Genomic DNA, 26,339 nt, shown 5'->3' on the forward strand with positions numbered 1-26,339 from the left:
TAATGCTCTAAAGTGATTACACTATAAAATTTTTTTCAGTATAGCATACGACCTGATTTATGACAATGTCATTCATGCAACTTTTTCATCAATTCTTTTGCAACATTTGCCGGAATGCCGACAGATGTAATTTCCGCCATTGTTGCTTCCTTCATTTTTTTTACGGAACCAAATTGTTTAAGAAGCAGTTTTTTCCGTTTTTCACCAATTCCTGGTATATCGTCCAATAACGATTGAAAAGCATTTTTCCCCCGCAATTGACGGTGGAAAGTAATCGCAAATCTGTGCACTTCATCTTGGATTCGCTGCAGCAAATAGAATTCCTGGCTGTTCCGTTTTAGATTTATAACACTTAAAGGCTCTCCAAATAAAAGCTGTGAAGTTTTATGCTTTTCATCTTTTGCAAGGCCGGCAATTGGAATTTCCAGCCCAAGCTCATTCTCAAGTACATCCCTGGCAGCTTCAACATGGCCTTTTCCTCCATCAATAATAATCAAATCAGGCAATGGAAGACTTTCTTTTAAAACTCTCGTATATCTTCTTCGAACAACTTCCCTCATTGATTCATAATCATCAGGTCCTTGTACAGATTGAATTTTATATTTTCGATATTCTTTTTTCTCAGGTTTGCCGTCAATAAAGACAACCATAGCAGAAACGGGGCTTGTTCCCTGAATGTTCGAGTTATCAAAAGCTTCAATCCGATGAGGTGTATAAATTCCAAGCTGACGGCCTAAATTTTCAACGGCTTTTATCGTTCTCTCTTCATCCCGTTCAATTAGCGAAAACTTTTCCTGCAAGGCAATCTTTGCATTTTTCTCTGCCAATTTTACAAGCTCTTTCTTTTGGCCCCGCTTTGGTTTTAAAACTTTTACTTCAAGAAGCTTCTCCGCCATGTCTGTATCTACTGAGTCTGGAACTAAAATTTCTCTTGGTTTAAAGTGATTTGTTTTCGTATAAAATTGCCCCATAAATGTAAGAATTTCTTCCTCAGGTTCGTGATATAGCGGGAACAATGAAACATCACGTTCGATCAATTTTCCTTGCCTTATAAAAAATACTTGAACGCACATCCAGCCTTTTTCGACGGCATATCCAAATACGTCCCTGTCGGTGAAATCTGTCAGCGTCATTTTTTGTTTTTCCATTGTCGTTTCAATATGCGCAATTTTGTCTCGATATTCTTTTGCCCGTTCAAAATCAAGCTCTTCTGCAGCTGCCATCATTTTTTCAGCCAGTTCCTGTTTGATCTCTTTATATCCGCCATTCAAGAATCTTGTAATTTCATCGGTAATTGCTTTGTACTCTTCCTCTTCGACTTCTTTTACACAAGGGGCAAGACATTGTCCCATATGATAATACAAACAAACCCTGTCCGGAAGTGTTGAGCATTTTCGCAGCGGATAAATCCGATCAAGCAGTTTTTTTGTTTCATTCGCAGCTTGAACGTTCGGGTAAGGTCCAAAGTACTTTCCCTTATCTTTTGTTACTTTTCTGGTCGTAATAAGCCTTGGATGACGTTCACCGGTTAATTTGATAAACGGATAGCTTTTGTCATCTTTCAGCATGACATTATATTTCGGATCGTGTTTTTTAATTAAATTCATCTCAAGGATTAGAGCTTCAATATCTGAAGATGTTACAATATATTCAAAGTCTTCAATTTCATTTACAAGCCTAAGTGTTTTACCATCATGGGACCCGGTAAAATAGGAGCGAACCCGATTTTTCAACACTTTCGCTTTTCCGACGTAAATAATCGTTCCTTGCCGATCTTTCATTAAATAACAGCCGGGCTGATCCGGCAAAAGAGCGAGTTTATTCCTTATTGTTTCATTCATCTTGTTCACCCCCTGATGTATTTTTCCATTTATATAATATAACTTAAACTCAATATCAACAAAAACTAATTTTAAAATGCGGCTATTTGATAGCAAAAGAAAAAGGCTGACCTTTGCTACTTTTTAGCAACGTTGGGTCAACCTCTTTAAAAGACTTCTATCCAAGTTAAAATTTTTCTATTAAGCGTGTTTATTTAAGACTTCTGCAAGTGCTTCTTTTGGCTGGAATCCAATCACTTTATCCACTACTTCACCGTCTTTAAAAACGATTAAAGTAGGAATGCTCATCACGCCAAATTTAGCAGCTGTTTCTTGGTTTTCATCTACATCAATTTTAACGATTTTAACTTTGTCTCCCATTTCTTGGTCGAGCTCTTCCAATACAGGAGCAATCATTTTACAAGGACCGCACCATGGAGCCCAGAAATCTGCAAGTACTAATCCAGAACTTGTTTCTGCAGAAAATGTTTGATCTGTTGCATTTACTATCGCCATTTTACATGCCTCCTAATGTTCTAATGAAATATTAATTAACGAAAGTATATCACCGTTTATCATTTCTTTCTAATGATTTGCTTCGTTTTAACTTTTATTTCTTCAACTATTCTTTCCAAAAAAGCTTTTTGCGAAACAAGAAATTCCACTGCAATAACGAGTGCAATACCGCTCGTTTGAATATTAAGAGCGAACTTTTAGCTTTTTAAATTCTTCTGTAAGCAATGGAACAACTTCGAACAAATCTCCGACAATTCCATAATCAGCAACTTTAAAGATGTTTGCTTCCGGATCTTTGTTAATTGCTACAATTACTTTCGAGTTGGACATTCCAGCTAAGTGCTGAATAGCACCTGAAATGCCACAAGCGATATAAAGATCAGGTGTTACCACTTTTCCTGTTTGACCTATCTGTAAAGAGTAATCGCAATAGTCAGCGTCACACGCACCGCGGGAAGCACCAACAGCCCCGCCAAGTACTCTCGCAAGATCTTTTAAAGGCTCAAAACCTTCTGCGCTTTTCACTCCGCGCCCGCCAGCAACAATAACTTTGGCTTCTGATAAATCGACGCCTTCACTTGCTTTACGAACAACTTCTTTGATGATTGTACGTAAGTCTTTAATATCGACAGATAACGAAGTAACCTCTCCAGTCCGTGATTCATCCTTTTCAAGTGGGGGGATATTGTTAGGACGAATGGTTGCAAAGATCAATCCGTCAGTCACAATTTTCTTTTCAAAGGCTTTTCCGGAGTATATTGGCCTTGTGAACACTAAGTTGCCGCCTGCTTCTTCGATTCCTGTAACATCTGAGATTAAGCCAGAGTTTAGTTTACTGGCAATTTTCGGCGATAAATCCTTACCCAATGCCGTATGTCCGAAAACAATGCCTTCTGGATTTTCTGATTCAATTACTGCCATTAATGCTTGAGAATATCCATCCGGTGTATATTGTTTTAATTTTTCATCTTCAACTACAACTACGCGGTCAGCTCCGTAATGGATCAATTCAACTCCTAAAGCGCTTACAGCTTCGCCAATTAATACTCCGACAACTTCGCCGCCTTCTGCAACCATTTTTGCAGCTGCAATTGCTTCAAAAGAAACGTTGCGTAATGAACCGTCACGGACTTCGCCTAATATTAATACTTTTCTCGCCATTTGTTTTACCTCCTGCATTTAATTGTCAAGTTCACGTTTAGACTACTTTAGCTTCAGTGTGTAGAAGATGAACGAGTTCTTTCACTTGATCTGCAATATCCCCTTCAAGAACCTTTCCTGCTTCTTTTTTAGGCGGCAGATAAATTTCAATTGTTTTTGTCTTCGCTTCAACATCATCTTCTTCTAGATCAAGATCATCAAGTTCCAATTCGTCGAGCGGTTTTTTCTTCGCCTTCATGATTCCCGGTAAAGATGGGTATCTCGGTTCATTTAAACCTTGCTGAGCAGTCACAAGAAGCGGTAGGCTTGTTTCAATCACTTCTGAGTCTCCTTCTACATCTCTGACAACGGTTACATTTCGTCCTTCGATTTCAAGCTTTGTAATAGTCGTTACGTACGGAATATTTAACAATTCAGCAACGCGAGGTCCAACCTGTCCTGAGCCGCCGTCAATGGCTACGTTTCCAGCAAGAATTAAATCTGCTTCTTTATCTTTCAAATATTCAGCCAAAATTTTAGCAGTTGTAAACTGATCGCCATTCTTAATATCATCTTCTGTATTAATTAATACAGCTTTATCGGCTCCCATAGCTAATGCTGTACGCAACTGCTTTTCTGTTTCTTCATTACCGATGGAAATGACAGTAATTTCGCCGCCGTGAGCATCGCGGACTTGAATCGCTTCTTCAATTGCATACTCATCATAAGGATTGATAATGAACTCAGCGCCATCCTCATTGATTTTGCCGCCGGAGATGGTGATCTTTTCTTCAGTGTCAAATGTTCTCTTCATCAATACAAAGATGTTCATGTTTACCCTCCTAAATTATCAAAAAGTTTATCAGTTCGAAAGATTAAAAAAATTTAAGTTAAAGCAACAATAGACATATATATGACAGTGGAAAGAAATTCACGTTCGCATGTTTTGCCAATTATTCACTTCCCTTTAAAAGAAGGCTCTCTCTTTTCAATAAATGCACGAATGCCTTCTTGCGCATCTTCGGATACGAACACTTTCCCGAATAGCTCAGCTTCTTTTTTAACTCCACTATAAAACTCTTTTGTTTTTGCATAGTTTAATAGCTGGATTGCCGCTTTAATCGAAACAGGGCTTTTCTTCGCAATTTTTTTCGCAATCCGATATGCATTATCGAGCAGCTCGTTTTCCGGATATGCATGGTTGGCAAGCCCAAATTGGACTGCTTCTGTTCCGGTGATCGGTTCACTCGTAAACAACATTTCCGCTGCCCTTGCAATTCCGACATAACGAGGAAGACGCTGTGTACCTGCAAAACCTGGAATTAAGCCAAGCTGTAATTCTGGTAATCCTAGCTTAGCGTTTTCGCTCACAAGGCGGAAATGGCACGCCATCGCAAGCTCAAGCCCACCGCCAAGAGCAGCTCCATGTATCGCTGCAATTAATGGTTTGCTGAAGGTTTCCATTCTTTCAAACAAATTCTGGCCGTATTCAGCTAAATTTGCGAAGTCGTCTCCTGTTTGAAACGTTGTAAATTCCTTAATATCAGCTCCGGCAGAAAAAAATTTACCCTCGCCATGAATCAATACAACTCGAATTTCATCATTTGATTCCACTTCGTCCAATACAGCTGATAATTCTTTCAACAGGCTTGAAGAAAGAGCATTTGCCGGCGGCCTCTTAATTGTAATAGTTGCCACCATATCTGAATGTGACCAACTTAAATTCTCCACTATATCCCCTCCTTAATTTTGACAGCCTACCCCTTTGATCTAAATCCTCCGCATCCGTGAATCAGCAATTCGTGGACTTTTTTAGAAAGTGCGGTCAAATCGTATTTTTGACCATTCATGACCCATGTTGTAACAGTTTCATCAATGGTTCCAAAAATCATTTGCCTTGCTAACCGAACATCTAAAGTGCTGGAAAATTCCCCGTTTTCTTTTCCTTCGATTAGGATTTTATCAACTACTTTTAAATATCCTTTCAGCACTTCGTTAATCTTTAAGCGAAGGTCTTTATTCGATTGCCTGAGCTCCAGCTGGGTAACAATAGCAAGATGCGGGTCATCAGAAAGTATTTTAAAATGATTTTCAATCAGCGTTAATAATTTCTCTGTCGCTTTCTCTTTTCCTGCAATTTCTTCTTCAATCTTTTCTACAAAATACCCCATTTTATCTTGAAAGAGAGAAATGAGAATATCCTCTTTGTTTTTGAAATATAAGTAGATCGTTCCATCCGCTACTCCAGCTTGTTTGGCAATTTTCGATACTTGCGCTTGGTGATAGCCATTTTCGGCTATGACGGTCACTGCAGCATCGATAATTTGCCGGTATTTCGGTTTATTTTTCTTCAACCCTTCCCCCTCTTTCTACAAGCAATAAGCGCTTTGGTAAAACCTTCTTCTATCTGAATCATTCACTTTTTTATTAAAATGAATGAATAATCATTCATATTTTTATAATAATTCTGTATTTTTAATATGTCAACATAATATCATACATTTATTATGGTGTACTACCTAAAAGTGAGACAAACTCTAAATACCAAAAAGAAATAGCCAATACGGCTTCAAAAGTTTAAGCCTGTTTTTTTTCATTTTCTTCCATCTTCTTTTTCTCTTCATCTACTAAAGCTCTTCGCAAAATCTTGCCGACAGCTGTTTTTGGAAGTTCATCCCTGAATTCATATGCTCTCGGAACTTTATAGGCTGCGAGGTGTTTCCGCGCAAATTGATCCATTTCTTCAGTTGAGATTGAAGCGCCTTTCCGCAGCACAATATACGCTTTAACCGTTTCGCCTCTATAAGGATCAGGAATTCCAGCCACTACAACCTCCTGAACATCCGGATGTTCATACAGGACTTCCTCAACTTCGCGCGGATAGATGTTCAATCCTCCGGCAATAATCATATCCTTTTTCCGGTCAACAACATAAAAGTATCCTTCCTCATCCATATATCCGAGATCTCCAGTTAACAGCCATCCGTCGCGCAGAACCTGGGCTGTTTCCTCCGGCTTATTCCAATAGCCTTTCATAATCTGTGGCCCTCTGACTGCGATTTCTCCAATTTCGCCCGGAGACAACATTTCTCCTGTTTCAATCGAAAATATACAGGCATCTGTATCCGGCCACGGAACACCGATACTGCCTTTAACTCTTGGACGATCCCAAAGGAAGTTTGAATGTGTTACAGGGGATGATTCGGTTAATCCATAGCCTTCAACGAGCTTCCCTCCTGTTACTTCCTCAAATTTTTGCTGTATTTCTAACGGCAACGGAGCTGATCCACTAATGCAGGAATCGATCGATGAAAGATCATATTTTTTAAGATCAGGATGGTTTAGCAGTCCGATATAAATTGTTGGGGCTCCTGGAAATAACGTTGGCCGTTGTTTTTGTATCGTTTTTAAGGTTGTTTTAGCATCAAATTTTGGCAAAAGAACCATTTTGTATGCCTGCATAACAGAAAGTATTAATACTGTTGTCATTCCATACACATGGAAAAAAGGAAGGATTCCAAGAACTACTTCTTCCCCGCGCTTGCATTTATAAAGCCATGCTTGGCACATGACAGCGTTAGCTACGAGATTTTTATGTGTAAGCATAACACCTTTCGGATAACCTGTCGTTCCACCGGTATATTGGAGCAGTGCAAGGTCTTCTTCAATATTCAATTCATGCTCTTTTACTTGTCTTGACGGCTTTTTTAAAATTTCCATTAGTAAATGATGATTGCCTTCATGTTTAACATCAACAACAATTTCATACTGCTTTTTTTGAATAAATGGATAAATAAGTTTTTTTGGAAAAGGCAAAAAATCTTTGATAGCGGTTACAATAATGTGTTTAACATCCGTATGAGGTATTACTTTTGATACTCTTGGAACTAAAATATCAAGGGTGATAATGGCTTTAGCGCCAGAATCTTTCATTTGAAACTCAAGTTCTCGTTCCATGTACAATGGGTTTGTTTGAACTACGATGCCGCCAGCCATTAAAATTCCATAATAAGCGATTACAGATTGTATTGTATTTGGAAGCATAATCGCAACCCTGTCGCCTTTTTTAATGCCGAGTTCCTGTAAATATCCAGCAAGTTTAACTGCAAATTTTAAAAGTTCTTTATAAGTGACCTCTTTCCCCATAAAATGGATTGCGCATTTTTCAGGATAATCTTCAGCAGCCTTTATTAAATACTGCTGCAATGGTTTACTATCATAGGTTAATGATGAAGGGATCTCTTCCGGATAATTTTTTAACCAGCTTCTATTCTCTGACATTCTTTTCTGCTCCTCTTTTTAATAATTATTTGAAAATTCTAACTGTTTAACTTGATTATAATATAACGGCCATACCATTACAATTAGAATAACCAGCACCAATCGCCTTTGATACTGAATCTTTTTTGGCGTTTTGGTAAAAGAAAAAGCCGCTCTTATTGAGAACGGCTTTTAAAACATATTTAGAATTAAATTTTCAGGCAAAAAACATTAAATATATGACCCCGATTACGGAAAATGCAACACACAGAACGAGCAGCACTTTTGCTAACGTCTCCAAAATTCGCAAACTCCCTTCTTATAGTCCCGCACCGATAATGTAAGACAGTCCTATTGATACAACCATTGAAATAAAACCAACTGCGCGGTTATCGTTTTGAATTTCTTCATCTATTTTAATTTTTGGAGTTAAAAACTCATAGATAAAGTACCCTGCTAGCAGCAAAGTAAAACCGAACACTCCCCAGCCGATCATCGAAAAAAGACTGTCATGCTGCATTATGGAATAGCGGAATATATTTGCTATTCCAAATATTTTCCCTCCGGTTGCCATTGCGACAGATAAGTTTCCGTTTTTAATTTCCTCCCAATTTTTGTACTTTGTAACCAACTCAAAAATAGCTAAAAAAACAATTGAACACAAAATAACAACGCTGTAATATGCGGCTGCTTGTACATATTCATTCTCCCAAAATCCGTTCATATTCTATACTCACCGCCACTATTTAAATTCAACAATTGTAACTCCTGTTCCGCCTTCACCCGCCTCGCCAAAGCGGATTTTTTTAACGGCGCGGTGATTTTTTAAATATTCCTGAACTCCTTGCCTTAATGCACCGGTTCCTTTGCCATGAATGATGGATACTCGAGGATATCCTGCCAATAACGCATCATCGATATATTTTTCGACTTTTAACAATGCATCTTCATATCGTTCACCGCGCAAATCAAGTTCAAGGCTGACGTGATAGTCCTTCCCTTTCACAGTTGCAATTGGTTTTGTTTCTTGCGGTTTCGGACTGTTGATGAACTCCATGTCCGATTCATTTACTTTCATTTTTAAAATTCCAATTTGCACCTGCCACTCCGTGTCAGAAATTTTCTCCACAAGATGGCCTTTTTGGTCAAAACTTAAGACTTTAACCTCATCTCCAGGCTTGAACTTGTGCTTTTGAGCCTTCAGCTTTTTCCCTTTGTTGTTTTCTCTTTTTTCAGGCGCAGCTTCATCAAGTCTTCTCCTTGCCTCAATAAGCTCATGTTCTTTCACTTCGGCCTGTTTTTCAATGCGCATTCTTCTTAATTCTCTAATGATCTCTTCTGCTTCCTTCTTGGCTTTTTCAACAATAGCTCGAGCTTCTTGTTCCGCTTTTTCGTATAAAGAGTCCTTATACTCATAAAAAGCGATCATTTGTTTTTGAAGATCTTTATGGAGCTTCTCCGCTTGCTTTAGTAATTCACTTGCTTCTTCAAGCTCTGCTTCGGCCTGGCGTCGGCTTGATTCGAGTGAAGCGATCATGTTTTCAACTTGGCTGCTGTCAGCGCCTACGTAAGAACGGGCATTGTTAATCACATTTTCATCAAGGCCGAGTCGCTTCGATATTTCAAATGCATTGCTTCGTCCAGGAACCCCGATTAAGAGCTTATATGTAGGACTTAATGTTTCAATATCAAATTCGACGCTTGCGTTTACGACTCCTTCCCGATTATAGCCTTATGCTTTTAATTCAGGATAGTGGGTTGTTGCAATTACTTTTGCACCGCGTTTATAAACTTCATCCAAAATGGATATTGCCAAAGCGGCACCTTCCTGTGGATCCGTTCCCGCTCCCAGCTCATCGAAAAGGACAAGGCTGTTAAAATCAACCTTATTTAAAATATCAACAATATTTACCATATGGGAAGAAAATGTACTTAAACTTTGTTCGATTGACTGCTCATCACCGATATCCGCATATACGGATCCGAAGACAGCCATTTCTGATCCGTCTAATGCAGGAATTTGCAAACCCGACTGTGCCATAAGCGTGCATAGCCCGACGGTTTTTAATGTGACCGTTTTTCCTCCTGTATTCGGACCCGTAATAACAATTGTAGAATAATCTTTGCCTAATGAAATATCATTCGCCACTACTTCATCAATTGGGATTAACGGATGGCGTGCTTTTAATAAAGAAATCCTTCCTTCGTTATTCATCAAAGGTTTGGATGCTTTAATTTTGTTGCTGTATCGCGCTTTTGCAAACATAAAGTCCAGTTCTGCTAAAACAAGAACAATGGTTTCCAGCTCAGCGCTATGTTCACCAACTTTTTGTGAGAGTTCGTGCAAAATACGATCAATTTCCTGCTGTTCTTTTACACGCAGCCCCTGTAGATCATTATTTAATTGAACAATTGCCTGCGGCTCGATAAACAATGTTTGTCCAGATGAACTTTGGTCATGAATAATCCCGCCGTAATGCCCTCGGTACTCTTGTTTTACCGGGATAACAAATCGATCATTTCGAATCGTCACAATTGCATCTGACAGCATTTTCTGCGCATTCGAAGACCGGATCATGCTTTCCAGCCGTTCACGGATACGTGCTTCCTTTGTTCGCAGCTGCTGTCTTAAAGACCTTAAGGTTTCACTGGCACCATCAAGGACCTCTCCGCTGTCATCGATCGCATGTTTGATTGCCTCTTCCAGTTCTGCCAATACGATAATCCGTTCAGCATATTTTGCTAAAATCGGAAGATTGGTTGTTTCTTCATTCAAATTTTCAATGAATCTTTTTATTTGCCGGCTGGCATGAACAGTACTCGCTACTTGAATTAATTCGTGAGGGCTTAAAGACCCGCCAATGGCCGCCCTCTTCGTATGGGGGCGAATATCATAAATTCCCTCGAGCGGTACATTGCCCTTTAACCTAAGCACCTTCACAGCCTCATCTGTTTCTTCCTGAAGCCTTACAACTTCGTTAAAATCAGAAGACGGCAAAAGCTGTTTCACTTTTTCTTTTCCTAATGAGGATGATACATGTTCAAGAAGCTGCTCTTTCACTTTATCAAATTCTAAAACCTTTAAAACCCGTTGGTGCATGGAGATTTGTTCCCCCTTCTATCTCATTGTTGCTTTTTATCCCGACGATGCAGAAAATCAAGCAATTCATTTATTTCTAAGGCATTCAGCACAGAGCTTTTTTGAATCCATCCTTTTTTTGCAGCTGACACACCGATTTCCATATGGGAAAGTGTGTCCATATTATGCGCATCAGTATTAATAACGATCATGACCCCTTTTTCTTGGGCTTTTTTCAAATGCTCTGCAGAAAGGTCGAGACGGTTCGGGTTTGAATTAAGCTCCAGCGCCGTATTTGTTTGCTTCGCCAGTTCAATCAGCATATCCATATCAACTTGATAGCCTTCACGCCGTCCGATAAGCCTTCCAGTCGGATGAGCAATAATATCTACATGGGCATTTACAAGAGCTGTTTTAAGCCGATACATGATCTTTTCTTTCGGCTGAGAAAAAGAAGAATGGATCGAAGCGATAACAATATCCATTTCTGCAAGCAATTCATCATCATAATCAAGCGTTCCGTCAGGCAATATATCCATTTCCACACCGGAAAGAATCGTGATATCCTTGTATTTTTCGTTCAATTTTTTTATTTCTTCTTTTTGTTTCCTCAGCCTTTCAGATGTTAATCCATTAGCTACCTTTAAATATTGAGAATGATCTGTTATTGCTAAATATTGATAGCCTCTTTTCCGGCAAGCTTCCACCATTTCCTCAATTGAGTGGGCCCCATCGCTCCATGTCGTGTGCAAATGGAGGTCTCCTTTAATATCATCAAGAGAAATGAATTGAATATCTGTTGTAAATTCATCAACTTCCCGGCCATCCTCCCTAATTTCCGGTGGGATATAGGGTAAATCAAAATGATGATAAAATTCTTCTTCTGAATCAAAAGTAAGAGTTTCCCCAGTTTCGGAAATTTCCACTCCATACTCACTTATTTTTTCACCACGTTCTTTTGCCAGCTGCCTCATTCGCACATTATGATCTTTTGAGCCAGTAAAATGATGAAGGGCAGTCGCAAATTGTGCCGGGTTCACAAGCCGGAAATCAACAGAAACTTCGTAATCGTGGTCAAGAATAAGTGAAACTTTTGTTTCTCCGGCCGCAATCACTTCTTTTATGTTTGAAAGCTTTAATAGTCTTTCCTTAACAGAGACGGGTTCATTTGTGGCGATAATAAAATCAAGATCTTTCACAGTTTCTCTCAATCTTCGCAAGCTTCCGGCCCGGGAAAATTTCTCAATTTCCGGGAAGTCAGCAAGCTCTTTCTCAATCGATTCTGCGATTGGAATCATATAAGCAACCGGCAAGCGTACAGGTCTCGACCCAAATTTTTTCAGTGTTGCGAGTATTTTTTCTTCTGTCTTTATTCCAAAACCGGCAAGTTCTCTTACTTTTCCTTCACGACATGCTTTTTCCAAATCTCCAGCACTTTCAATTCCAAGTTCTCGATAAAGTTTAGCAATTTTTTTGCCGCCTAGACCCTGAATTTGCAAAAGCGGAATTAAGCCTTTCGGGACTTCTTCCTGAAGTTCCATCAAGACAGAGGATTTTCCCTCTTGTATATACTCTTCAATAACTGCTGCCGTACCTTTTCCGATGCCTGAAAGTGATGTGAAATCATTTATCTCTGTTAAGCTCCTGTCATCTGCTTCCAACGCAGCAGCTGCTTTTCTGAACGCCGAAACTTTAAATGGATTTTCTCCTTTTAATTCCATATAAATAGCAATTGACTCTAATAAACGAATGACATCCTTTTTATTGACACCCATTCGTGACCACCGCCTTTTTGTCCTCTACCTTCTATTTTTACCATGAAAAGAAAAACTTCTCTGCAAAAGAGAAGTTATGCCGCAACATATTCAATCCAAAGTTCTTTTATTTGTTGCGAAAGAAGGGGAGTATTTTCAACTATATTTTTGGCAAAAAAAGAATTGGCAAGCGCCTCCTGGACTGCTTCGATTGGCAACAGGGCAGCTATATATAATAAAATGAACATAATAAGATAGACTTCCGCAAAACCAAGAAATCCTCCGGCAAAAATGTTCAACTGTCTTAATACCGGCAAATGAGCAACAAAATCGAGCATTGAACCGATGATTTGCAGCAAAATTTTTACAGCAAAAAAGATCGCGGCAAACGCAATCGCCCGATAAAATGCATCTTCTAAATTCTTATTTTCCAACAGCATCTTTAAGGCAGAGTCACTGCTTAGAGCAGGATAGGGAATCCACAAGGCCAGCTTTGGAGCGAGTTCTTCATAATACATCCTTGCGGCAATAAAGGCTATAATGAAGCCAGTAAGGTGAATAAATTGAAGTATAAAGCCTCTCTTTAAACCTACTAAAAAACCGAAAACTAAGATAATAAATATAGCGAGATCCAGCATGGCTTTTCAGTCCTTTACTCTTTTTAATTCGTTTTCCAGCCGTTCTAACCGATCCTTTATTTTTAAATAATCATTAACAGCATTAACTGCAGTTAATACGGCTAATTTGCTAGTATCGAGTGAAGGATTCTTGGAGCTGATTTCACGCATTTTATCGTCAACGATTGAGGCAACAAGGCGAATATGACTAGTGCTTTCAGAGCCGACAATGACATATTGTTGCCCGTAAATTTCAACTGAAATTCGATTTTTTTGTGCATCAGACAACACGAATGCCCCCTTCGTAAGAATCCTAATCTATACTATAACATGAACCGAAAATCGTGGAAAGCCAAAGAATATGAAGGAAGTTTCCGGATTTTTTTAGGCAGACTGTTGAAATGTATTTTGCTCTCACAGCCGAAAAAGGAAGAAATTTTTTTGCAAGGGAAGGGGAATTTTTCATAAATTTACAGTTTTATTTAAAGGAGTGTTCATTTTGACCAATATCGTACTGAAAAAAAGCAAAATAGAACTTGAGCAAATAAAAAAATACTATGAAAATCATTTAATAGAAAAAGTCCCTCAGGGAGGACTATTTTCAGCAAAAACCGCGAACTGCACCATTACAGCCTATCAATCAGGGAAAATTATGTTTCAAGGGAATGGTGCGGAAGCTGAGGCAAAAAAATGGGATGATGCCAAACAGCATGTTTCTTCAAAGCCTGTATACGTTTCTGGAAGCCTTCCTTCTGAAATAAGTTCCATGTCTGTTTTAGGGTCCGATGAGGTAGGGACAGGGGATTATTTCGGCCCAATTACAGTGGTTGCAGCTTATGTAAAAAAAGACGACATTCCAATTCTGAAAGATATTGGTGTAAAAGATTCTAAACAGTTAACAGATGAGAAGATCACTTTAATTGCAAAACAGTTAATCAATATTGTTCCTCACAGCCTGTTAACTTTACATAATGAAAAATATAATCAATTGCAGCAATCCGGGATGTCACAAGGGAAAATGAAAGCATTGCTGCATAATCAGGCGATCGGTCATGTTTTAAAGAAAATTGCCCCTGAAAAGCCGGAAGCCATTCTCATTGACCAATTTGTCAAGGAAGACATTTATTTTCAGCATATTAAGGACCAATCGGCAATACAAAGGGATCGGGTTTTTTTCAGCACGAAAGCAGAGGGAATTCACGTCTCTGTCGCAGCGGCTTCCATCATCGCACGCTACGCCTTTATCAGGCACTTTGAAAAATTGAGCGAAGCGGCTGGGTTTACACTCCCAAAAGGGGCAAGCCAACGAGTAGACGAGGCCGCGGCAAAGTTAATCAAAGAAAAAGGACGGGAATCACTCCAAAAATTTGTTAAACTCCATTTTGCAAATACACAAAAAGCAATACAGCTTTCAAAAACGATTTAACCTTTGCACTTCATCGCGTTAACGTTGCAGCACCCCGAATCAACGAGTTAATAATTTAATGCAGCAGGGCCAGTACATTAAAAAGGCAGCCTTGAATGGCTGCCTCTTGTTAGTTATCCGCGCAGTATGGCTCCGGCTTTTTCTTTTACTGCTTGTAATACGTTTTCATGAGCCTTGCTGACGTCTTCATCAGTCAAGGTACGTTCTGGATCATAATATTTTAAAGAGAACGCAATTGATTTCTTGCCAGGTTCCATATGCTCGCCTTCATAAAGGTCAAACACTTGAACTTCTTTCAGCAAGTTTCCACCTGCTTCTTTAATAATTTTTTCAAGCTCTCCCGCTGTTTTCTCTTTTTCCACCACGAGAGCAATATCCCTCGTAATTGATGGGAATCGAGGAATCGGTTCGTAATGCAGCGGAGCAGTTTCGGCTTCTAAAATCATTTTTAATGACAATTCAAATACATACGTGTCTTTTAAATCCATTTCTTTTTGAATGTTTGGATGAATTTGTCCAATAAACCCTGCTCTTTTGCCTTTTAAGTATACTTCGGCTGTTCTTCCCGGGTGCATGCCATCTACGATCGCCTTGCGGAACTCAATGTCGTTTTCAAGACCTAGACGTGCAAATAACCCTTCAAGAATACCTTTTAGAACGAAGAAGTCAACTGGTTTCTTTTCACCCTGCCAGGAATGAACATGCCACAATCCTGTCACAGCTGCTGCAACATGCTCCCGTTCTTCCGGTAATTCGTCTGAACCGTTCGCTAAAAATACCGAGCCGATTTCATAAACAGCAACACTGTCCATCTGGCGAGCGAGATTATATTTTAAAACTTCAAGAAGCTGCGGAACAATGCTTAAGCGAAGCCTGCTTCTGTCTTCACTCATCGGCATGGAGAGTTTAATTGGCTCGCGTTTCTCCAGTGCGTATTGTCCAGCTTTTTCTTCACTTGTCAACGAATAGGTCACAGCCTGGTATAGACCGGCACCTTCTAAGAAGCGGCGTACAATTCTGCGTTTCTTTTGATAATCGGTTAGCTTGCCTGGTGTAGAAGAACTGATTGGCAAAGTTTTTGGCAAGTTATCGTATCCATATAATCTCGCGACTTCTTCAATCAAGTCTTCCTCGATTGTAATATCCCCACGGCGGGTCGGAACCGTAACTGTAATCTGCTCATTATCTGTAGTTGTTTCAAATTGCAGGCGGGCAAAAATGTCTTCAACCTGTTTTATCGTTAAATCAGTGCCAAGCACTCTCTTGATTTTTTCCAAAGTTACCGAGATGACAGCTGGTTCTATTTGAAGATGATCTGCTTCAACTGTCCCTTCCAGCACTTCGCCGCCGGCGTATTTTGCCATTAAATCAGCTGCTCTTTCCGCTGCCGCCCTTACTCTGTTAGGATCGACCCCTTTTTCAAACCTTGCACTTGCTTCGCTTCGCAGTCCGTGATCCTTGGAAGCTTTTCTAACGGTTGCTCCTTTGAAATATGCCGATTCCAAAAGAACCGTTGTTGTGTCAGCTTGCACTTCTGAATTTGCGCCACCCATAACTCCTGCAAGCGCAACCGGCACTGTTCCGTTTGTAATCACGAGGTGATCTGATGTTAATTCACGTTTTACATCATCGAGTGTTTCAATGACTTCCCCGTCTTTAGCACGGCGAACGACTATTTCTTTTGAACCGAAGCGGTCATAATCGAATGCATGCAGCGGCTGGCCATACTCAAGCAAAACATAATTTGTAATGTCGACTACATTATTATGAGGGCGGATTCCTGCCGCCATTAACCTTCCTTGCATCCATAACGGAGATGGGGCGATTTTTACATTTTTAATTACTTTTGCTACATACAGTGGATTATCATCGACAGCCTCTACTCTTACTTTAATATAATTGGAAGCTTTCTCAGATGCTGGATGCTTTTCAATTGAAGGAAGCTTGACCTCTCTTCCTAAAATAGCTGCCACTTCATAAGCAACGCCGATCATACTTAAGCAGTCAGAACGGTTCGGAGTCAACCCGAGCTCAAGCACCTGGTCATCTCTATTCAAAAGAGCAATCGCATCTTCCCCAACTTGAGCATCGTTCGGGAATACGAAAATACCTTCAGCATATTCCTTAGCAATGAGTTTGCTTTCGATTCCAAGCTCTTGAAGGGAACAAATCATTCCATGTGATTCTTCGCCGCGCAGCTTTGCCCGCTTGATTTTAAAATTGCCCGGCAGCACCGCACCGACTTTGGCAACAGCCACTTTTTGGCCCTTCTCAACATTCGGTGCTCCACAAATAATTTGGACCGGGTCACCTTCGCCAATATCCACTAAACATTTACTTAATTTATCAGCATTCGGATGCTGTTCCCGTTCAAGCACATGACCGACAACAACTCCTTTTATGCCTTCGTTCAGTGTTTCAACACCTTCTACTTCAATGCCGCTTTTTGTGATTTTCTCAGCCAGCTCTTCTGCTGTAATCCCTGATAAATCTACATATTCCTGCAGCCATTTATATGATACGAACATGTCTTGTCCTCCTGTTTCAATTTATTCAGTAACTGAAAATTGTTTTAAGAAACGAATATCATTCGTGTAAAAATGGCGTATATCATCAATGCCATACTTCAGCATCGCTATTCGTTCAGGCCCCATTCCAAATGCAAACCCTGTATATTTTTTCGAATCAAATCCGGCCATTTCAAGAACATTCGGATGCACCATTCCTGCACCAAGAATTTCAATCCAACCTGTTCCCTTACAAACGCTGCAGCCATTTCCGCCGCATATTTTACAAGAGATATCCATTTCTACAGAAGGTTCTGTAAAAGGAAAGAAACTTGGACGCAAACGGATTTCGCGGTCTTCGCCAAACATTTTTTTCGCGAATACTTCAAGTGTTCCCTTTAAATCGCTCATTCTGATGTTTTCATCAACAACCAGTCCTTCGATCTGCATGAACTGGTGGGAGTGGGTGGCATCGTCATTATCCCTACGATACACTTTACCTGGACAGATAATTTTTACAGGTCCTTTCCCTTGATGTTTTTCCATTGTCCGTGCCTGAACAGGTGAAGTGTGAGTGCGAAGCAAAATTTCCTCGGTAATATAGAAGGAATCCTGCATATCACGAGCCGGGTGTCCTTTCGGGAGATTCAAAGCTTCAAAGTTATAGTAGTCTTTTTCCACTTCAGGTCCTTCTGCAATGGCATAACCCATGCCGATAAATAAATCTTCGATTTCCTCAATAATCCGTGTTAATGGATGATGATTGCCTATTTTAACTGGTCGGCCGGGAAGTGTAACATCAATTGATTCGGAAGCAAGCTTTTGTTGGATCGCCGCTTCTTCCAAGTGCTTATGCTTGCTTTCAATCGCGGAACTGATCGAATCACGCACCTCATTTGCGAGAGCCCCCATCACCGGCCGTTCTTCGGCTGATAATTTGCCCATCCCTTTCAGAACTTCCGTAATCGGGCCTTTTTTTCCTAAATAAGCCACACGAATTTCATTTAACTCTTTCAGGTCAGATGCTTTCTCTACTTTCGCAAGTGCTTCTGCCTGCAATTCTTTTAACCGCTCTTGCATGAAAATTTCCTCCTTTTAGTTGTTAGCGTTTTTCCACCAAATAAAAAAACCTCGCTCCCAATAAAGGGACGAGGTATTGGATTCGCGGTACCACCCTTTTTAACACGCTTTGCCAAAAGTCAACTAAAGCGTGTTCACTTCATTCGGATAACGGCATGCGCCGGTGCATCTTTACATTTCTTTCTGAAATGGTCCCGATGCCAACTCCGGAGGTGAACTTCACTTTTCTTCCCATAAAAATGCTTCCAGTCTACGGCATTTTCTCCCTGAATGGTGTGAAAAAGCTACTCTTCTCCATCATCGTTTTTATGTATGCATTTTTGCTGTTTATTATATTATATTCTTTTCTTACTTTCAAACGGTTTTATATAATATTGCTGCGCATTTTTAGCACCGTAAATAATACAGCAAAATTCCCGCCGCAACAGCAACGTTTAGCGATTCACTTTTTCCGTGGATCGGGATGAAAAGATTCCCGTCAGTTTTCTCTAATATCTCTTTGTTAACACCGCTTCCTTCATTTCCAACAATCAAACCAAACGATCCGACTGGCTTTATGTCCGTATAGACTCTAGCATTGTCAAGGGATGTTCCATAGACAGGGATATTCTCTTGTTTGAGCCTTTCCATCCACTTGAATAAATCCCCTCTAATAACAGGAAGATGGAAATGACTCCCCTGTGCAGAACGAAGAACCTTAGAATTATAAATATCGACACTGCCGTTGCCGACAATGACAGCATCGACTCCTGCAGCATCGGCTGTTCTGATCATGGTTCCTACGTTTCCCGGATCCTGGACGGCATCGATTAACAGAAACCTTTTCCCCTTAATTTGTTCCGGATCTATTTTATTTTGGCGGCACACAGCTAAGACACCTTGAGGGGCTTCCGTTTCCGACAAGGTCTTTATAATCTCATCTGTCACCATCGTTACTGGAATCGAACCGTAATTCCAACGTGGCGGCAATTCCTCCTTTTCATTAATAATTAAATGTAGAACGCTTCCGGCTTTTAACGCCTCTTCAACGAGATGATGCCCTTCGACTAGAAATGTTCCTGTCTTATCCCGCTCTTTCTTTGTTAATAGTTTTTTCCATTGCTTTACTTGCGGATTTTGAATTGAGTGAATGTGTTTCAAACACTGTCTCTCCTTTTTGCGTGATCAGTTTCCTTATTATACCGCAACTAATATACATATTAAATTTTAAAACAGAAAAGATAATATCGACTGATAATTACAAAAGGAGTGAATCTAATGAACTTAAATTTGCGAAATGCCATTATTCAAAATGTTTCCGGCAATTCACAAGACGAATTAAGAGAAACGATTGTTGACGCCATCAACACCGGAGAAGAAAAAATGCTGCCTGGTCTTGGCGTGCTTTTCGAAGTTATCTGGAAAAATTCCTCTGAACAAGATCGCCAGGAAATGCTGCAAACTCTTGAAAATGGATTGAAATAAACTAATACCCCGGTTTTCCCGGGGTGTTATTCTGCTCCTATTCAAATGTGATTTTCTCAACCGTTTCTTTATCGAGCCGTTTAATCACTTCAACGATTAGTTTAACTGCATTCTCATAGTCATCGCGGTGAAGGATTGCAGCATGAGAATGGATGTAGCGGGTAGGAATCGTAATCGATAAAGACGGAACACCCTTATGAGTGAGATGGATAGCTCCAGAATCGGTACCACCGCCGGCCATTGAATCAAATTGATAAGGAATGTTAAGTTCATCAGCAGTGTCGGTCACAAAGTCGCGAAGGCCTTTATGAGAGACGATGCTTGCATCATAAAGAATAATCTGCGGGCCTTTCCCCAATTTGCTTAATGATTCTTTTTCAGAAATGCCAGGAGTATCTCCGGCAATCCCAACGTCTACTCCAAAAGCAATGTCCGGCTCGATCTTTTGGGCAGAAGTGCGGGCGCCGCGTAAGCCGACTTCTTCTTGAACCGTTCCAACTCCATAAACCACGTTTGGGTGAGCCTCGCCTTTTAACTGTTTCAGCACATCGATTGCGATCGCACAGCCGATTCGGTTATCCCATGCTTTAGCAAGAAGCATCTTTTCATTATTCATAACAGTAAATTCAAAATATGGAACAACCATGTCCCCAGGTCGTACGCCCCATTCCATTGCTTCATCACGGCTTGAAGCCCCAATATCAATAAACATGTCTTTTATTTCTACAGGTTTTTTTCTCGCTTCTGCTGGAAGGATATGAGGAGGCTTGGAGCCGATTACACCAGTTATGTTTCCTTTACGAGTCACGATTGTCACTCGCTGAGCAAGCATCACTTGTGACCACCAGCCTCCGACAGTTTGAAAACGCAAAAATCCTTTGTCATCGATATGGGTGATCATGAAACCAACTTCATCTAAATGGCCTGCAACCATAATTTTAGGTCCGCCGTCTTTTCCTACCTTCTTGGCTATTAAACTTCCCAGACCATCTGTTGTTACTTCATCTGCATAAGGAGCTATGTATCTTTTCATTACTTCGCGTACCTCCCGCTCATTTCCGGGGATACCTTTCGCATCGGTTAAATCTTTCAGCATCGTTAACGTTTCATCCAATTTAGCCATTATTTCGACTCCCTTAATATGTATTTTCCTATTCATTATACAAAAAGCTAAAGAAAAAACACAAAAAATTCTGCTAATATCCTTGTCGCTGTCTTTCATAATTTACTTCATTTTTCTCAATATATGCTTGTTCAATTTGTTCTGAAGTAAAACCTAGAAGATTTGCAAGTTCTAAATAGCCTTGAAACATTAATTGATAATGATGAAAAGTACGAAGTTGTTTAAAATTAATAATTAATTGATAAACTCGTAAAAACTGCTCGTTTAAAGAGGCTGTTGTCTTTGATTTCGGCAGCTCGATTGCATGTTCAAAACCGCATTCGATCCCGAGAGAAAGAATAAAATGGATCCCGTCTACAAATTCTTCTAAAACGACCTTATCAGGTGACGCTGGCTTTAGACTCCAAAATTTAAAACAGCGGGTTTCGTTTGCCAATTCCCCCAATTCAACAAGAAGAGCAAGAACTTTCCGGTCAAATAAATTCTCATCCAATAATTGATGCTTCGACTCAATATGCCGATCTAAAGCTTTTTGCATTTCAAATAGTTTTTGAAAATTCATATGAAAGTATCCTTTCAAATCAGTTTTTAATCTAAAAAAATTATAACAAATTCCGATTTGAGTGAAACTTTTTTTAGAGTGAAACTTTTTTGAAGTTCATTCGTAATTAAAGAAAAATTATGTTGGAGGGGCTATTATGTTGTGGATGTTGCGCTTCCTATTATTTGCACTTATCATTTTTGCTATTTATAGATTAATTAAATATTTATTGAATCCGAAGAGAAAACTTGAACTCGCCCATGAGCAAAAGCGTTTTTATTTTTTGGATGATCCGGATAATGTTCATAAAAATTTCTTGCTAACCTATAAAGGTGTATTATTTGAAGGAGAAAAATACATGGGAACGACAGAAAATGCTTTTGATGTTGTGTCCATTTTTATATGGCCGCGGAGCACTGCTGCACTGAAAGGGTTGGGCAGGGAAGACTTTCTCTTTATTGAAAGAAAGATACGTGAGCACTATTCTGGTGCAAAAATTGATTGGAAAAGCCCTATTAAGGAATTTTTGAAAAAAAGCCAGTTCACAGAAGATTCTAAATAACCAGAAAAAGTTAAACAACGTTCGAATGCGGCCCGAACGTTGTTTTCTCACTTTCTTATGCCTCAGCTTTAAAAAATTCCCCCCATTTTATTACAGCCACCTTTTCACGTAAAATATACACAAGTACTGAAAGGGCAAAGAGAACCACTATAATCATCGAAGGAGTAAAACGACTGATAAATTCCCCAAAAACTGTGTAAAAAAACGCAAGGGGAAAGTTGGTCACACATGAACCCCTCATGTACTCTTTGAACGATTTCGTTCTTTCAATCAAGCAAAAATTTAACAAATGATAATGAACAAATGGAATTAGTCGTAAAACAGCGATTTGCCCTACAGTCAGGTTGCGATATTCTCCAAACCAGCGTTTTTTAATAGTTGATAGCTTTTGATAGGTTTTCGGCATTTTGTTAATAAAGAGATAAAAAAATAAACTGTTGAACATTAACCCTATCAGCGAAAAAATTGTTCCCCAGATCGTTCCAAAAATTATGCCTCCGGCTATGCAAACAACCGCTACCGGTATGAACAAAAACTGCCTTAACACATGAAAAAGGATAAATGCTGCAGGTGCGAAAACTCCCCCTGCTTCAATCAAAATAACAAGCATGGACCATTCATCATTCATGTTATCACCTGCCTCCGCTGATTCACTTGATGTTACTACAGCTTATAAATGCGTATGGGCTGTTATGACAAAATCGCCAAAATAAAAATGTTCCCCTTATTTAAAAAAATAACAGCCACCCTCCATAGAGAATGGCTGTTATCAATATGATTACTTGTTAAATTGTTGTTTCGCAACATTTGCTAATTCAGCAAATGCTTTTTCATCAGAGACGGCTAATTCAGCAAGCATTTTGCGGTTCACTTCGATGCCTGCAAGCTTTAAGCCGTGCATTAAACGGCTGTAAGAAAGACCGTTCATACGGGCAGCTGCGTTGATACGAGTAATCCAAAGTTTGCGGAAGTCGCGCTTTTTCTGGCGACGGTCGCGGTATGCATACATTAAAGATTTCATTACTTGCTGATTAGCAACTCTATATAAAGTATGTTTAGAACCGTAATAACCTTTAGCTAATTTTAGAACTTTTTTACGACGTCTGCGAGTAACTGTACCGCCTTTTACACGTGGCATGTTATTTCCCTCCTAGATAAATCTTTCAAGATTACTTAATGTTGTCTAATAAATGACGAATCCGTTTGAAGTCGCCCTTAGAAACAAGCGTTGCTTTACGAAGTTTACGTTTTTGTTTAGTCGTTTTATTAGCAAATAAGTGGCTTGTGAATGCGTGAGAACGTTTTAGTTTACCAGATCCAGTTTTTTTGAAACGCTTGGCAGCGCCGCGGTGAGTTTTCATTTTTGGCATTTGGTATTCCTCCTTGTTACTTGTCGTTTTTAGGTGCTAAAACCATAAACATGCTTCGGCCGTCCATTTTTGGATGTGACTCGACAGTTGCAATTTCTTTGCAAGCTTCCGCAAAACGAACTAAAACACGTTGGCCAATTTCCTTATGTGTAATTGCACGACCTTTAAAACGGATCGATGCTTTCACCTTATCGCCTTTTTCCAAGAATTTAATCGCATTTCGAAGCTTTGTGTTAAAATCATGTTCTTCAATTGTCGGACTAAGACGAACTTCTTTAACGTTAATGATTTTCTGATTTTTGCGCGCTTCTCTTTCTTTTTTTTGCTGCTCGAATTTATATTTTCCATAGTCCATAATTCGGGCTACCGGAGGCTTTGCATTCGGTGCAACTAATACGAGATCAAGATTTACGCGTGCAGCAATTTCAAGTGCTTCATTTTTTGACTTAATTCCTAATTGCTCGCCATTTTGGTCAATCAGGCGGACTTCACGGGCACGAATACCCTCATTTAAAATCATGTCTTTGCTAATAATCAGACACCTCCAAGGTTTGTTTAGCGAATACATCGTTTGGAAAAAGAATAATAAAAAATAAAAAAGTGCGGATGAAAACACCCGCACTAATAGACACAGCTAGCCTTAAAGTTTTACGTAAACCTGTCAACTGCCAACAGCGTCAATCAGGTGAGAAGCGGGTGCTTCTTCTTTTTCACAAACTTGTATTCATTTTCACTTAGTTTACTATATCACAAACCATGGAAAAGTGTCAATCGAACTTCTTTTTGTCACAACGAATTGAATTTTAACAGAATACCTCACATTATGCAATAGCTTTTTTGTTTTTATTGGATTGATTCATAAAAAAGGGGCTGTTTCAAAAGCCAGAGGGTCAGACCCCATAACACAATATATAGGACATAATGTTGGATAAATGTGCTATATATTGATAATACACATGGGGTCAGACCCCTATGAGACAGCCTCCATTTGTCCATTATGATAATTTCACTTCTTCTTTCAAGGAAGAAATAAAGTCTGTAAACGCAACAGTTTTCGATTTTTGTTCACCATATTTACGGACGTTCACAGCATTTTCTTCCACTTCTTTATCACCGACTACAAGCATGTACGGAATTTTTTGTATTTGTGCTTCGCGAATTTTGTAACCGATCTTTTCATCACGGTCATCCAGTTCGACACGGAATCCTTCAGCCTGCAGTTTTTCTTGGACGTGTTTCGCATAATCATAATGAGCATCAGGTGAAACAGGGATCACCTGTACTTGAACCGGTGCAAGCCATGTTGGGAAGGCGCCCTTGTATTCTTCAATTAAGAAAGCAACAAAGCGCTCCATTGTAGAAACAACTCCGCGGTGGATAACGACCGGGCGATGCGGTTTGCCGTCTTCACCAACATACGTTAAATCAAAACGCTCTGGAAGCAAGAAATCCAATTGAACAGTTGATAAAGTTTCTTCCTTGCCTAATGCTGTTTTGACTTGAACGTCAAGCTTAGGACCATAGAAGGCGGCTTCTCCCTCTGCTTCAAAATACTCAAGACCAAGTTCATCCATTGCCTCTTTTAACATGCCTTGGGCTTTTTCCCACATTTGATCATCGTCATAATATTTTTCTTTATCTGCCGGATCACGATAAGAAAGGCGGAATGAATAATCTTTTATGTTAAAGTCTTTATAAACCTCTAGCACAAGACGAACAACACGCTTGAATTCGTCTTTGATTTGATCAGGACGGACAAAGATATGGGCGTCATTTAATGTCATTCCACGCACACGCTGCAGTCCGGAAAGGGCGCCTGACATTTCATAGCGGTGCATTGTACCAAGCTCCGCAATCCGAATCGGTAATTCACGATAGCTGTGCATGCTGTTTTTATAAATCATCATATGATGAGGGCAGTTCATCGGCCGAAGAACAAGCTGTTCATTGTCCATTTCCATGACAGGGAACATATTTTCCTGATAATGATCCCAGTGGCCGGAAGTTTTATATAATTCCACACTTCCCATGATTGGAGTATAAACATGGTCATAGCCAAGACGAATTTCTTTATCAACGATGTACCGCTCGATCACACGGCGGATTGTTGCACCTTTTGGAAGCCAGAGCGGCAGCCCCTGTCCAACCTTTTGTGAGTTTGTAAATAAGTTAAGCTCTTTTCCAAGCTTGCGATGGTCGCGTTCTTTCGCTTCTTCCAGAAGACGCAAATGTTCCTCGAGGTCTTCCTTTTTAAAGAAAGCTGTTCCGTAGATGCGCTGCAGCATTTTGTTATTGCTGTCCCCGCGCCAATAAGCGCCTGCAATGCTGAGCAGTTTAAACTCTTTAATTTTTCCAGTGGAAGGTACATGAACGCCGCGGCAAAGATCGAAAAATTCGCCCTGCTCATAAATGGTTACCTTCTCGCCAGCCGGAATGGCTTCAATTAATTCAAGCTTGTATTCATCGCCTATTTCTTTATAAAGTTTTACTGCTTCTTCACGGCTTACTTCTTTGCGGACAATTTCAAGATTCTCATTAACAATTTTTTTCATTTCTTTTTCGATTCGCGGCAAATCGTCCGGAGTCAGAGATTCCTCAAGGTCAATATCATAGTAAAAACCGCCTTCAATGACAGGCCCAACGCCAAGTTTTACATTTTTGTACAAACGTTTAATAGCCTGAGCCATTAAATGAGCCGTACTGTGGCGAAGCACCTCTAATGCCTCGTCACGGTCAGGAGTAATAATTTCTATTTCTCCGTCTTCTTCGATCGGACGGCGAAGATCATACATTTGGCCGTTTAATTTACCGGCAATGGCTTTTTTCTTTAGTCCAGGACTAATAGAAGCCGCGATATCTTCCGTTGTCGTTCCTTTTGGAAACTCCTTTACTGCTCCATCAGGAAACGTAATTTTCACAACGTCTGACATGACTTTTCCTCCTTTTTCAGTAAAAAATAAAAAACCCGTCCCTGTAATAAGGGACGAGTTGATTACCCGTGGTTCCACCCAAATTCCCACCTGCCAAGAATCTTCAGGCACGATGGCTTTGAAACAGAATAACGGTCTGAAGCCGTCAGC

24 protein-coding genes, 1 pseudogene and 2 other annotated features are annotated in these 26,339 nt (G+C 39.8%); of the genes and pseudogenes, 3 read left to right on the forward strand and 22 right to left on the reverse strand.

The window, feature by feature from the left end:
* Window positions 1-68 precede the first annotated feature (68 nt).
* From uvrC to zapA, 12 genes and pseudogenes are all read right to left on the reverse strand, one after another.
* Window positions 69-1,841: an excinuclease ABC subunit UvrC gene (uvrC, locus tag BMMGA3_RS12395; protein ID WP_003347526.1), complete on the reverse strand. Its 1,773-nt coding sequence runs from the start codon at window positions 1,839-1,841 to the stop codon at window positions 69-71.
* Window positions 1,842-2,021: 180 nt separating this feature from the next.
* On the reverse strand, window positions 2,022-2,336 hold the full coding sequence (gene trxA / locus BMMGA3_RS12400; protein ID WP_003347524.1) for a thioredoxin: 315 nt from the start codon (window positions 2,334-2,336) through the stop codon (window positions 2,022-2,024).
* A 183-nt stretch (window positions 2,337-2,519) separates the two neighbouring features.
* On the reverse strand, window positions 2,520-3,515 hold the full coding sequence (locus BMMGA3_RS12405) for an electron transfer flavoprotein subunit alpha/FixB family protein (RefSeq protein WP_272942194.1): 996 nt from the start codon (window positions 3,513-3,515) through the stop codon (window positions 2,520-2,522).
* A gap of 19 nt (window positions 3,516-3,534) precedes the next feature.
* Window positions 3,535-4,308 carry an electron transfer flavoprotein subunit beta/FixA family protein gene (locus BMMGA3_RS12410; RefSeq protein ID WP_003347522.1) on the reverse strand — a complete coding sequence of 258 codons (774 nt, stop codon included), beginning with the start codon at window positions 4,306-4,308 and terminating at the stop codon, window positions 3,535-3,537.
* Window positions 4,309-4,433: 125 nt separating this feature from the next.
* Window positions 4,434-5,207 carry an enoyl-CoA hydratase gene (locus BMMGA3_RS12415; RefSeq protein ID WP_003347521.1) on the reverse strand — a complete coding sequence of 258 codons (774 nt, stop codon included), beginning with the start codon at window positions 5,205-5,207 and terminating at the stop codon, window positions 4,434-4,436.
* Window positions 5,208-5,233: 26 nt separating this feature from the next.
* Window positions 5,234-5,830 carry a fatty acid metabolism transcriptional regulator FadR gene (locus tag BMMGA3_RS12420; protein ID WP_003347520.1) on the reverse strand — a complete coding sequence of 199 codons (597 nt, stop codon included), beginning with the start codon at window positions 5,828-5,830 and terminating at the stop codon, window positions 5,234-5,236.
* A 223-nt stretch (window positions 5,831-6,053) separates the two neighbouring features.
* On the reverse strand, window positions 6,054-7,757 hold the full coding sequence (locus tag BMMGA3_RS12425) for a long-chain-fatty-acid--CoA ligase (RefSeq protein ID WP_003347519.1): 1,704 nt from the start codon (window positions 7,755-7,757) through the stop codon (window positions 6,054-6,056).
* 298 nt (window positions 7,758-8,055) lie between these two features.
* The gene (locus BMMGA3_RS12430) at window positions 8,056-8,460 is read right to left on the reverse strand and encodes a DUF350 domain-containing protein (RefSeq protein ID WP_003347518.1); all 405 of its coding nucleotides are present in this window, start codon (window positions 8,458-8,460) and stop codon (window positions 8,056-8,058) included.
* A gap of 18 nt (window positions 8,461-8,478) precedes the next feature.
* Window positions 8,479-10,836, reverse strand: a pseudogene (locus BMMGA3_RS12435) (endonuclease MutS2).
* A 23-nt stretch (window positions 10,837-10,859) separates the two neighbouring features.
* Window positions 10,860-12,590, reverse strand: coding sequence for a DNA polymerase/3'-5' exonuclease PolX (gene polX / locus BMMGA3_RS12440; protein ID WP_003347517.1), 1,731 nt, complete (start codon window positions 12,588-12,590; stop codon window positions 10,860-10,862).
* Window positions 12,591-12,664: 74 nt separating this feature from the next.
* Entirely contained in the window at window positions 12,665-13,207 is a 543-nt protein-coding gene (locus BMMGA3_RS12445; RefSeq protein WP_003347516.1) for a CvpA family protein, read from the reverse strand.
* 6 nt (window positions 13,208-13,213) lie between these two features.
* A complete protein-coding gene (gene zapA, locus BMMGA3_RS12450) occupies window positions 13,214-13,474 on the reverse strand; it encodes a cell division protein ZapA (protein WP_003347515.1) in 261 nt (86 codons plus the stop codon).
* Between the two features lie 211 nt (window positions 13,475-13,685).
* On the opposite strand from zapA, the gene rnhC reads away from it, so the two are divergent.
* Window positions 13,686-14,612, forward strand: a complete 927-nt coding sequence (gene rnhC, locus BMMGA3_RS12455; protein ID WP_003347512.1) for a ribonuclease HIII — start codon at window positions 13,686-13,688, stop codon at window positions 14,610-14,612.
* Window positions 14,613-14,725: 113 nt separating this feature from the next.
* On the opposite strand, the gene pheT is transcribed toward rnhC, so the two are convergent.
* From pheT to BMMGA3_RS12470, 3 genes are all read right to left on the reverse strand, one after another.
* A complete protein-coding gene (pheT, locus tag BMMGA3_RS12460; RefSeq protein ID WP_003347509.1) occupies window positions 14,726-17,140 on the reverse strand; it encodes a phenylalanine--tRNA ligase subunit beta in 2,415 nt (804 codons plus the stop codon).
* A gap of 21 nt (window positions 17,141-17,161) precedes the next feature.
* Window positions 17,162-18,199, reverse strand: a complete 1,038-nt coding sequence (pheS, locus tag BMMGA3_RS12465) for a phenylalanine--tRNA ligase subunit alpha (protein WP_003347507.1) — start codon at window positions 18,197-18,199, stop codon at window positions 17,162-17,164.
* A 61-nt stretch (window positions 18,200-18,260) separates the two neighbouring features.
* Window positions 18,261-18,509: a binding site (T-box leader), on the reverse strand.
* Window positions 18,510-18,586: 77 nt separating this feature from the next.
* Entirely contained in the window at window positions 18,587-19,339 is a 753-nt protein-coding gene (locus BMMGA3_RS12470) for a TrmH family RNA methyltransferase (protein WP_003347504.1), read from the reverse strand.
* Window positions 19,340-19,456: 117 nt separating this feature from the next.
* Between BMMGA3_RS12470 and sspI the strand changes: the two genes are divergently transcribed.
* Window positions 19,457-19,663: a small acid-soluble spore protein SspI gene (sspI, locus tag BMMGA3_RS12475; RefSeq protein ID WP_003347503.1), complete on the forward strand. Its 207-nt coding sequence runs from the start codon at window positions 19,457-19,459 to the stop codon at window positions 19,661-19,663.
* 37 nt (window positions 19,664-19,700) lie between these two features.
* On the opposite strand, the gene BMMGA3_RS12480 is transcribed toward sspI, so the two are convergent.
* Window positions 19,701-20,786: a M42 family metallopeptidase gene (locus tag BMMGA3_RS12480; protein ID WP_003347502.1), complete on the reverse strand. Its 1,086-nt coding sequence runs from the start codon at window positions 20,784-20,786 to the stop codon at window positions 19,701-19,703.
* Between the two features lie 73 nt (window positions 20,787-20,859).
* On the reverse strand, window positions 20,860-21,348 hold the full coding sequence (locus tag BMMGA3_RS12485) for a dUTP diphosphatase (protein ID WP_003347501.1): 489 nt from the start codon (window positions 21,346-21,348) through the stop codon (window positions 20,860-20,862).
* 136 nt (window positions 21,349-21,484) lie between these two features.
* Between BMMGA3_RS12485 and BMMGA3_RS12490 the strand changes: the two genes are divergently transcribed.
* Window positions 21,485-21,889: a hypothetical protein gene (locus BMMGA3_RS12490; protein ID WP_003347500.1), complete on the forward strand. Its 405-nt coding sequence runs from the start codon at window positions 21,485-21,487 to the stop codon at window positions 21,887-21,889.
* A gap of 55 nt (window positions 21,890-21,944) precedes the next feature.
* On the opposite strand, the gene BMMGA3_RS12495 is transcribed toward BMMGA3_RS12490, so the two are convergent.
* From BMMGA3_RS12495 to thrS, 5 genes are all read right to left on the reverse strand, one after another.
* Entirely contained in the window at window positions 21,945-22,517 is a 573-nt protein-coding gene (locus tag BMMGA3_RS12495) for a TVP38/TMEM64 family protein (protein ID WP_003347499.1), read from the reverse strand.
* Between the two features lie 150 nt (window positions 22,518-22,667).
* Window positions 22,668-23,027 (reverse strand): 50S ribosomal protein L20, encoded by a 360-nt coding sequence (gene rplT, locus BMMGA3_RS12500; RefSeq protein ID WP_003347498.1) that lies wholly within the window; start codon window positions 23,025-23,027, stop codon window positions 22,668-22,670.
* Between the two features lie 31 nt (window positions 23,028-23,058).
* Window positions 23,059-23,259, reverse strand: a complete 201-nt coding sequence (gene rpmI, locus BMMGA3_RS12505) for a 50S ribosomal protein L35 (protein WP_003347497.1) — start codon at window positions 23,257-23,259, stop codon at window positions 23,059-23,061.
* Window positions 23,260-23,275: 16 nt separating this feature from the next.
* Window positions 23,276-23,794, reverse strand: a complete 519-nt coding sequence (gene infC / locus BMMGA3_RS12510) for a translation initiation factor IF-3 (RefSeq protein WP_185762590.1) — start codon at window positions 23,792-23,794, stop codon at window positions 23,276-23,278.
* A 53-nt stretch (window positions 23,795-23,847) separates the two neighbouring features.
* Window positions 23,848-23,973, reverse strand: a sequence feature (ribosomal protein L20 leader region).
* A gap of 281 nt (window positions 23,974-24,254) precedes the next feature.
* Window positions 24,255-26,189, reverse strand: a complete 1,935-nt coding sequence (gene thrS, locus BMMGA3_RS12515) for a threonine--tRNA ligase (RefSeq protein ID WP_003347495.1) — start codon at window positions 26,187-26,189, stop codon at window positions 24,255-24,257.
* Between the last annotated feature and the right edge of the window lie 150 nt (window positions 26,190-26,339).

It is taken from the genome of Bacillus methanolicus MGA3 (genome assembly GCF_000724485.1).
In the GTDB taxonomy this organism is placed as follows: Bacteria; Bacillota; Bacilli; order Bacillales; family Cytobacillaceae; genus Bacillus_Z; species Bacillus_Z methanolicus_A.